The 7,799-nt window shown below is 63.4% G+C and carries 7 protein-coding genes; all 7 read left to right on the top strand.

Annotation, left to right across the window (positions count from 1 at the left end; genetic code table 11):
• A partial coding sequence (locus PFH44_RS22670; RefSeq protein ID WP_283826222.1) for a fimbrial biogenesis usher protein occupies nucleotides 1–2,318 on the top strand: 2,318 nt, incomplete at its 5' end.
• A gap of 13 nt (nucleotides 2,319–2,331) precedes the next feature.
• Complete coding sequence (gene fimF / locus PFH44_RS22665; RefSeq protein WP_283826225.1) at nucleotides 2,332–2,859, top strand: type 1 fimbrial adaptor subunit FimF; 528 nt, start codon at nucleotides 2,332–2,334, stop codon at nucleotides 2,857–2,859.
• A 12-nt stretch (nucleotides 2,860–2,871) separates the two neighbouring features.
• Entirely contained in the window at nucleotides 2,872–3,375 is a 504-nt protein-coding gene (fimG, locus tag PFH44_RS22660) for a type 1 fimbrial minor subunit FimG (RefSeq protein ID WP_045857304.1), read from the top strand.
• Nucleotides 3,376–3,392: 17 nt separating this feature from the next.
• Nucleotides 3,393–4,298, top strand: coding sequence for a fimbrial protein (locus tag PFH44_RS22655; RefSeq protein WP_283826221.1), 906 nt, complete (start codon nucleotides 3,393–3,395; stop codon nucleotides 4,296–4,298).
• A complete protein-coding gene (locus PFH44_RS22650) occupies nucleotides 4,285–5,769 on the top strand; it encodes an EAL domain-containing protein (RefSeq protein WP_463671565.1) in 1,485 nt (494 codons plus the stop codon). The genes PFH44_RS22655 and PFH44_RS22650 overlap by 14 nt, the downstream gene beginning before the upstream one ends.
• Nucleotides 5,770–5,939: 170 nt before the next feature.
• Nucleotides 5,940–7,625, top strand: a complete 1,686-nt coding sequence (locus PFH44_RS22645; RefSeq protein WP_463671564.1) for a ShlB/FhaC/HecB family hemolysin secretion/activation protein — start codon at nucleotides 5,940–5,942, stop codon at nucleotides 7,623–7,625.
• Nucleotides 7,625–7,799 (top strand): toxin-activating lysine-acyltransferase (locus PFH44_RS22640; protein ID WP_283826223.1); only part of this gene is annotated, 175 nt, incomplete at its 3' end. The genes PFH44_RS22645 and PFH44_RS22640, both read left to right, overlap by 1 nt.

Below are 7,799 nucleotides of genomic sequence, written 5' to 3'. Positions count from 1 at the left end.
CCTGCCTGACCCGCGGCCAGCTGGCGAGCATGGGCGTCAACACGCCCGCCGTGGCGGGAATGGAGGCGCTGGACGCCGACGCCTGCGTCCCGCTCGCCGCCCTGATCAAAGAGTCCACCAGCCGCTTCGACGTCGGCCAGCAGCGCCTGTACCTGACCGTTCCCCAGGCCTTTATGGGCAACCGCGCGCGCGGCTATATTCCCCCCGAGCTCTGGGATGACGGAATAAACGCCGGGCTGCTGAACTACAACTTCACCGGCAACAACGTGCACAACGATATTGGCGGCAGCAGCAACTATGCCTACCTTAATCTGCAAAGCGGCCTCAACCTCGGCGCCTGGCGCCTGCGCGATAACACCACCTGGAGCTACAGCAGCGGCGGCGGTTCATCGAGCAACGAGAATAAGTGGCAGCACGTCAACAGCTGGCTGGAGCGGGATATTGTCCCCCTGCGCTCGCGCCTGACGCTCGGCGACAGCTACACCAACGGCGACGTGTTCGACGGCATCAACTTCCGCGGCGCCCAGCTGGCCTCTGACGACAATATGCTGCCGGACAGCCAGAAAGGCTTCGCCCCGGTCATTCACGGGATTGCCCGGGGAACGGCGCAGGTGTCGATCAGGCAAAACGGCTACGAGATCTATCAAAGCACGGTGCCGCCCGGCCCCTTCACCATCAACGATCTCTATGCCGCAGGCAACGGCGGCGATCTGCAGGTCACCATCAAAGAGACCGACGGCACCCGCCAGGTCTTCACCGTGCCGTGGTCAACGGTGCCGGTGCTGCAGCGCGAGGGCCATTCGCGCTTCGCCCTGACGGCGGGAGAATACCGCAGCGGCAACGACCAGCAGGAGAAGCCAAAATTCTTCCAGGGAACGCTGCTTCACGGCCTGCCGGCGGGCTGGACGCTGTACGGCGGCTCCCAGCTGGCCGACCGCTACCGCGCCTTTAACCTCGGCGTCGGCAAAAACATGGGCGAGTTCGGCGCCGTATCGCTGGACGTGACCCAGGCAAACGCCACCCTGCCGGACGACAGCAACCATCAGGGGCAGTCGCTGCGTTTTCTCTATAACAAATCGCTTAACGAAATCGGCACCAATATTCAGCTGGTGGGCTACCGCTACTCCACGCGGGGCTACTACAGCTTTGCCGATACCACCTATAGCCGGATGAGCGGCTACGACGTCGAGACCCAGGACGGCGTTATCCAGGTGAAGCCCAAATTCACCGACTACTACAACCTCGCCTACAGCAAGCGCGGCCGGGTGCAGGCCAGCGTCACCCAGCAGCTGGGACGCACCGCCACGCTCTATATGAGCGGCAGCCATCAGACCTACTGGTCAACCGGCAAGGCGGACCAGCAGCTGCAGGCCGGGCTCAACGCCGCGGTGAACGATATCAACTGGACGCTGAGCTACAGCCTGACCAAAAACGCCTGGCAGCAGGGGCGCGACCAGATGCTGGCGGTCAACGTCAATATTCCGTTCAGCCACTGGCTGCGCTCGGACAGCAAATCCGCGTGGCGCCACGCCAGCGCCAGCTACAGCATGTCGCACGATCTCGACGGCCGGATGACCAACCTCGCCGGGCTCTACGGCACCCTGCTGGAGGATAACAACCTGAGCTACAGCGTGCAGACCGGCTACGCCGGCGGCGGCAACGGCAGCAGCGGCGGCACGGGCTATACCGCCCTGAACTACCGCGGCGGCTACGGCAACGCCAACGTCGGCTACAGCCGCAGCGACGGCTTTAAGCAGCTCTACTACGGCGTCAGCGGCGGCGTGCTGGCCCACGCTAACGGCGTGACCTTAAGCCAGCCGCTGAACGACACGGTGGTGCTTATCAAAGCGCCCGGCGCGGAGAAGGTGAAGGTGGAGAATCAGACCGGCGTGCGCACCGACTGGCGCGGCTATGCGGTGCTGCCTTACGCCACCGAGTACCGGGAGAACCGGGTGGCGCTGGATACCAACACCCTCGCCGACAACGTCGATCTTGACGACGCCGTGGTCAGCGTGGTGCCCACCCATGGCGCGATCGTCCGCGCCGACTTCAAGGCCCACGTCGGGATGAAATTGCTGATGACCCTCACCCGCAACGGCAAGCCGGTGCCGTTCGGCGCCATGGTGACCTCGGCGAGTAATCAGAGCGGCAGCATTGTCGCCGATAACGGCCAGGTCTACCTCAGCGGGATGCCGCTGGCCGGCCTGGTGCAGGTGAAGTGGGGAGACGGGCCGGATGCCGGCTGCGTGGCCGAGTATCGCCTGCCGCCGGAGAGCCAGCAGCAGGCGCTGAGCCAGCTCTCCGCCGTGTGCCGCTAAGGAAAGGATGATGATGACAAAATCGCTCTATTTGCTGATGGCCGTGCTGTCGCTAGCCGTGGCCAACGCCTTCGCCGCCGACAGCACTATCTCTATCAGCGGCTACGTGCGGGATAACGCCTGCGCGGTGGCGGGAGAATCAAAAGATTTTACCGTCGATCTGCTGGATAACGCCGCCAAACAGTTTCACGCCGTCGGCGCAACGACGCCCGCGGTGCCGTTTCGCATCGTCCTGTCGCCCTGCGGCAGTTCGGTTACCGCAGTGAAGGTGGGCTTCACCGGGGTGGCGGATAACGACAACACCAGCCTGTTGAAGCTGGACAGCGGCGCGTCGGCCGCGGCGGGAATGGGGGTGCAGATCCTCGATACCCAGCAGGCGATGCTGCCGCTGAACGCAGCCTCCCCGGCGATAGCCTGGACCACCCTGACGCCGGGGCAGACCAATACCCTGAACTTTTACGCCCGCCTGATGGCGACCCAGGTCCCGGTTACCGCCGGGCACGTTAACGCCACAGCGACCTTTACGCTGGAATTTCAGTAACCGGAGGCTGAGATGAAATGGACTCCCCCACGATGGCTGGTCGCCGGCGCGCTGCTCATGGCCGCCTCCTCGCTGCAGGCCGCCGACGTCACCATCACCGTGAACGGCAAGGTGGTGGCCAAACCGTGCACGGTGTCGACCACCAACGCCACCGTCGAACTCGGCGATCTCTACACCTTCAGCCTGGTCTCGGCGGGGGCCGCTTCGGCGTGGCACAGCGTGGCGCTCGATTTAAGCAACTGCCCGATTGGCACCTCGCGGGTGGTCGCCACCTTCAGCGGCACCGCGGACGGCACCGGCTATTACAAAAACCAGGGCACCGCCGGCAATATCCAGCTCGAGCTGCAGGACAGCGGCGGCACCACGCTGAACAACGGCGCCACTCAATCAGTGCAGGTCGATGACGCCACCCAGTCCGCCCGTTTCCCGCTGCAGGTCAGAGCGCTGACGGTGAACGGCGGCGCCACCCAGGGAACCATTCAGGCGGTGATTAACGTCACCTATACCTACGCCTGAATCAGGAGAGTACGTTTATGAAAAAAATAGTCACCCTGCTGGCGGCGCTGGCAATGATGGGCTGGTCGATTAACGCCTGGTCCTTCGCCTGTAAAACCGCCACCGGTCAAACCATCCCTATCGGCGGCGGCAGCGCCAACGTCTACGTCAATCTCTCCCCTGCGGTGAGCGTCGGGCAAAACCTGGTGGTCGATCTGTCGACGCAGATTTTCTGCCATAACGACTACCCGCAAACTATTACCGACTACGTGACCCTCCAGCGCGGTTCCGCCTACGGCGGCGTGCTGTCGAGCTTCTCCGGTACGGTAAAATACAACGGCAGCTCCTACCCGTTCCCGACCACCACGGAAACCTCGCGGGTGATTTACGACTCGACCACCGATAAGCCGTGGCCAACCGTGCTCTACCTGACGCCGGTCAGCACCGCCGGCGGGATCGCCATTACCTCCGGCTCGCTGATCGCCGTGCTGATCCTCCATCAGACCAACAACTACAACGGCGACTCCTACCAGTTCGTGTGGAACATTTATGCCAATAACGACGTGGTGGTGCCGACCGGCGGCTGCGACGTCTCCGCCCGCGACGTGACGGTGACGCTGCCGGACTATCCCGGTTCGATGGCGGTTCCGCTGACGGTGCACTGCGCGCAGAACCAGACGCTGGGCTACTACCTGTCGGGCAACACCACCGGCTCCGGCAACGCCATTTTCACCAATACCGCCTCCGCCTCGCCGGCGCAGGGGATCGGCGTCCAGCTGACCCGCGGCGGTACGGCGGTGTCCGCCAACAGCCCGGTATCGCTGGGTACGGTCGGCACGTCGCCGGTGAGCCTTGGGCTGACGGCAGAGTATGCGCGCACCAGCGGGCAGGTCACCGCCGGTAACGTGCAGTCAATTATTGGGGTGACGTTTGTCTACCAGTAGGGCGCCAGTCCCGCCGCCCGCCCCGGCGGGGGAGTGCATCCTCTCGCCCTGTTCGATGGCGGCGGAGGGACTCTCTTCGCTGATCGGCGCGGGCGGGCGGCGGCCGACTTTTTTATCTCCTCAGGCCCATGACGCGCCGTCGCTGACCGACCCGGCGACCTTCCGGCGGATCGTGGTGTTTCTGCCCGACGACCCCTTCTGGCTGCTGTTTACCCTCCGACAGGCGGCGCTGCTGCTCGACCGCAGCGCCAGCGCGCTGCCGATGCTGATCCTCAGCCGCAGCCCCGCCGGCTGGCTGTGGCAAACGCTGCTGCATCTGGTGGGCAACCGCCGCCGCCTTGCTGGCGTCAAAACCGTCGCCTCCGACCTGCCCTGCCGGCAGCTGGCCTCGCTGCTGGGCCAGGCTGCGCCGGACTACCCTTCGCTGGAGACGCTGGCATATCAGGAGGCGGCCGCGCGCGATATTCCCCCGACGGGCCTGAGCAAACCCGAATTCAACGCCGCGCTGGACTGGCTGCGCGGATACAGCATCACTCGCCAGGCCGAGCTGCGGGGCGTGAGTCATAAAACCCTCTATAACCAGAGAATGGCAGGACTAAAAAAGATGGTGGAACATCATCCGCATCTGGCCACCCGCTTCCCCGGAAGCCAGACAAAAGGGCACAAAGCGCAGGCTTTCGCCACGCTTTCGGCGTTTGAGCGCGAGTTTGTGCACGCGATCCACTGTCGGCAGGTATTTCCGGTATTCCAGCCCATTACCGATGGCCGGCTAATGCTCAAGGGTATCGAGGTGCTGTCGCGCTGGCGGCGCAGCGGCAGCGTGCTGCTGCCCGGGGAGTTTCTGCCGCTGGTGCGCGCGGAATATGCGTGGCTGCTGCTCACGGCCTTTGCGCTACGGGAAGCCGTTGAGGGCATCAACCAGCATCGCGGGGAGTACTATTTCTCGGTGAACGTTCCGCCGCTTATCGCCGGGCATGACAACCTCATGCGGATGATGGAGGCTGCCCGCCAGCAGCTGCTCGAACCACGCTGGGCGGAGAGGCTGGTACTGGAATTTGCCGAAACCGTCGATCTCAACCGCCAGGGGAAGATCGGCAGCAATATCGTGAAATTACAGCAGCAGGGCTTTCGTATTATGCTCGACGACTGCTTTTCACAAAGCAGCGTGATGTTTCCGGTCCGCGCGGTGCGCTTTAGCGAGTACAAGCTCGACATGAGCATCGTGAATGATTTCCAACACGACGCCCACGCGCTGGCGCTGGTAAAAAGCCTGATCTACTACTGCCAGCTGACCGGCAGCCGCTGTATTGCCGAGGGGGTGGATAGCCTGGAAAAGCTGAATATGCTGAAGGCGCTGGGGATCGACAGGTTTCAGGGCTATCTGATCTCACCCCCGGTCAATCGCGAAAACCTGGAAGATATTATTCAACGCTTTTCGCCGGGACGCTGCGCCACGCCCGCAGCCGGATAGAACTCGCTTCCTGCTGAAATCACAGCGGTTTATGCCGATTCCCACCCTCCACTCTCCTGCGTCCCGGCAGGGGGTGCGCTCTTTTTCGGAATATGCCTGGTTCCCTTTCCTTGACAAAAATTGAACAATTTTACACAAACTCACATTTTGTTCATTTTCACATTGCAAGGATGCCAATGAACCGCGAAGCCATTCTTTGCCGGGCGATCGCCTCAGCGATAGGCCTGTTTTTTCTGCTACCGGCCCGCGCCGCAGGCCCGGACGATCAGTTTATTATTCAGCAGCAGCGTCAGAAGGCGCTGGAGCAGCAGCTGACCCCGCCGACCCCGGACGTGCGGCTTTCTGAGCCCTCCTCCGGCTTCGGCCACATTCCCTTCCCGACGGAAGACCCCTGCTTTCCCATCCAGCGCGTGGCGCTGAGCGGCCAGGAAGCGCTCCCCCGCTGGCTGCCGCTGCAGCGCATCGCCGACCAGGCGCAGGGGCGCTGCCTCGGCGGGAAAGGGATTAACCTGCTGATGAGCACCCTGCAAAACCGGCTGGTCGACGGCGGCTGGATCACCACCCGCGTGCTGGCGCCCTCCCAGGATTTAAAAAGCGGCACCCTGAAGCTGACGATCGTGCCGGGCTACGTACGTCACGTACGGCTGACGGAGCAGAGCGACGACTACATCCGGCTGTATAGCGCCTTTCCGGCCCATGAGGGCAATCTGCTCGACCTGCGCGATATCGAACAGGGGCTGGAAAACCTCCAGCGCCTGCCCACCGTCGAGGCGAGCATGGAAATTGTCCCCGGCGACAATCCCGGCGAGAGCGATATCGTTATTACGCGTAAGCAGGCGAAGATGTGGCGCCTGGGGCTGTCGCTGGACGACTCGGGCACCGAAACCACCGGCCGCTATCAGGGCGGCGTAACGCTGTCGCTGGATAACCCCTTCTCGCTCAGCGATTTGCTCTACCTCTCCGCCAGCCACGACCTCGACGATAGCGGCGGCAAGAGCAGCCGCAACTACATCGCCCACTACTCCGTGCCCTACGGCTACTGGATGCTGGGGATCACCGGCAGCGACTACGACTATCACCAGACTGTCGCCGGGCTGAACGGCGACTACCGCTACAGCGGCAAAAGTAAAAATCTCGACGTGCAGCTCAGCCGGGTTCTGCACCGCAGCGGGACGCAGAAAACGACCTTCACCTACGACGTGCTGGCCCGCGAAAGCCGCAACTACATCGACGATACCGAAGTGGGCGTTCAGCGTCGTCAGACGGCGGCCTGGCGCGTGGGGCTCCAGCACCGCCACTATATCGGCCAGGCCACCCTCGACCTCGGCGCCAGCTACCAGCGCGGCACCCGCTGGTTTGGCGCGCGGCCCGCGCCGGAAGAGTACGTCGGCGATGCCACCGCGCTGAGCAAAATCACCCAGCTCAACGCCCAGCTCGACCTGCCCTTTACCCTCGGGAGCCAGAATTTCCGCTACAACGTGCAGTATCTGCGCCAGATCGGCAACACCCCGCTGACGCCGCAGGATCAGTTCGCCATCGGCAACCGCTGGACGGTGCGCGGATTCGACGGCGAGCGCACCCTCAGCGCCAGCCACGGCTGGTACGTCCGCAACGATCTGGCCTGGCGCACCCCGCTGGAGAATCAGGAGCTCTATCTCGGCGCGGACTATGGGGAAGTCGGCGGCTACAGCTCTGATTACCTCATCGGCCAACACCTCGCGGGCGGCGTTATCGGCGTGCGCGGCAGCACCTTCAACACCGGCTATGACCTGTTCGCCGGAACGCCATTCTCGAAGCCGGATGGGTTCCACACCAGCGCCGTCACTCTTGGCTTCAACCTGAACTGGAGCTGGTGATGCGCATTGGACAATACGACATTAAGGCGCCGCTGATCTTCGGCGGCGTGGACAACGAAGCCGAAGTGCTGGGGGCCAGCGTCTGGCTATGGATGCATTCGCCGATGCACCGCGACGCCCCGCTGCACGCCCTGCCCACCCTGCTGCTGCCGATTATCAAGCGCCGCCAGAATG

This window comes from Klebsiella sp. Ech2A, assembly GCF_030078455.1.
Lineage (GTDB): Bacteria > Pseudomonadota > Gammaproteobacteria > Enterobacterales > Enterobacteriaceae > Klebsiella > Klebsiella terrigena.
The sequence above is the reverse complement of the archived record's forward strand: the minus strand, read 5'-3'. Positions and strand labels throughout refer to the sequence as shown.

Bases quoted from the DNA above. Each gene is read 5' to 3' on its own strand.
- fimF (WP_283826225.1), top strand. From the start codon at position 2,332: ATGACAAAATCGCTCTATTTGCTGATGGCCGTGCTGTCGCTAGCCGTG.
- fimG (WP_045857304.1), top strand. From the start codon at position 2,872: ATGAAATGGACTCCCCCACGATGGCTGGTCGCCGGCGCGCTGCTCATG.
- PFH44_RS22645 (WP_463671564.1), top strand. From the start codon at position 5,940: ATGCCAATGAACCGCGAAGCCATTCTTTGCCGGGCGATCGCCTCAGCG.
- PFH44_RS22655 (WP_283826221.1), top strand. From the start codon at position 3,393: ATGAAAAAAATAGTCACCCTGCTGGCGGCGCTGGCAATGATGGGCTGG.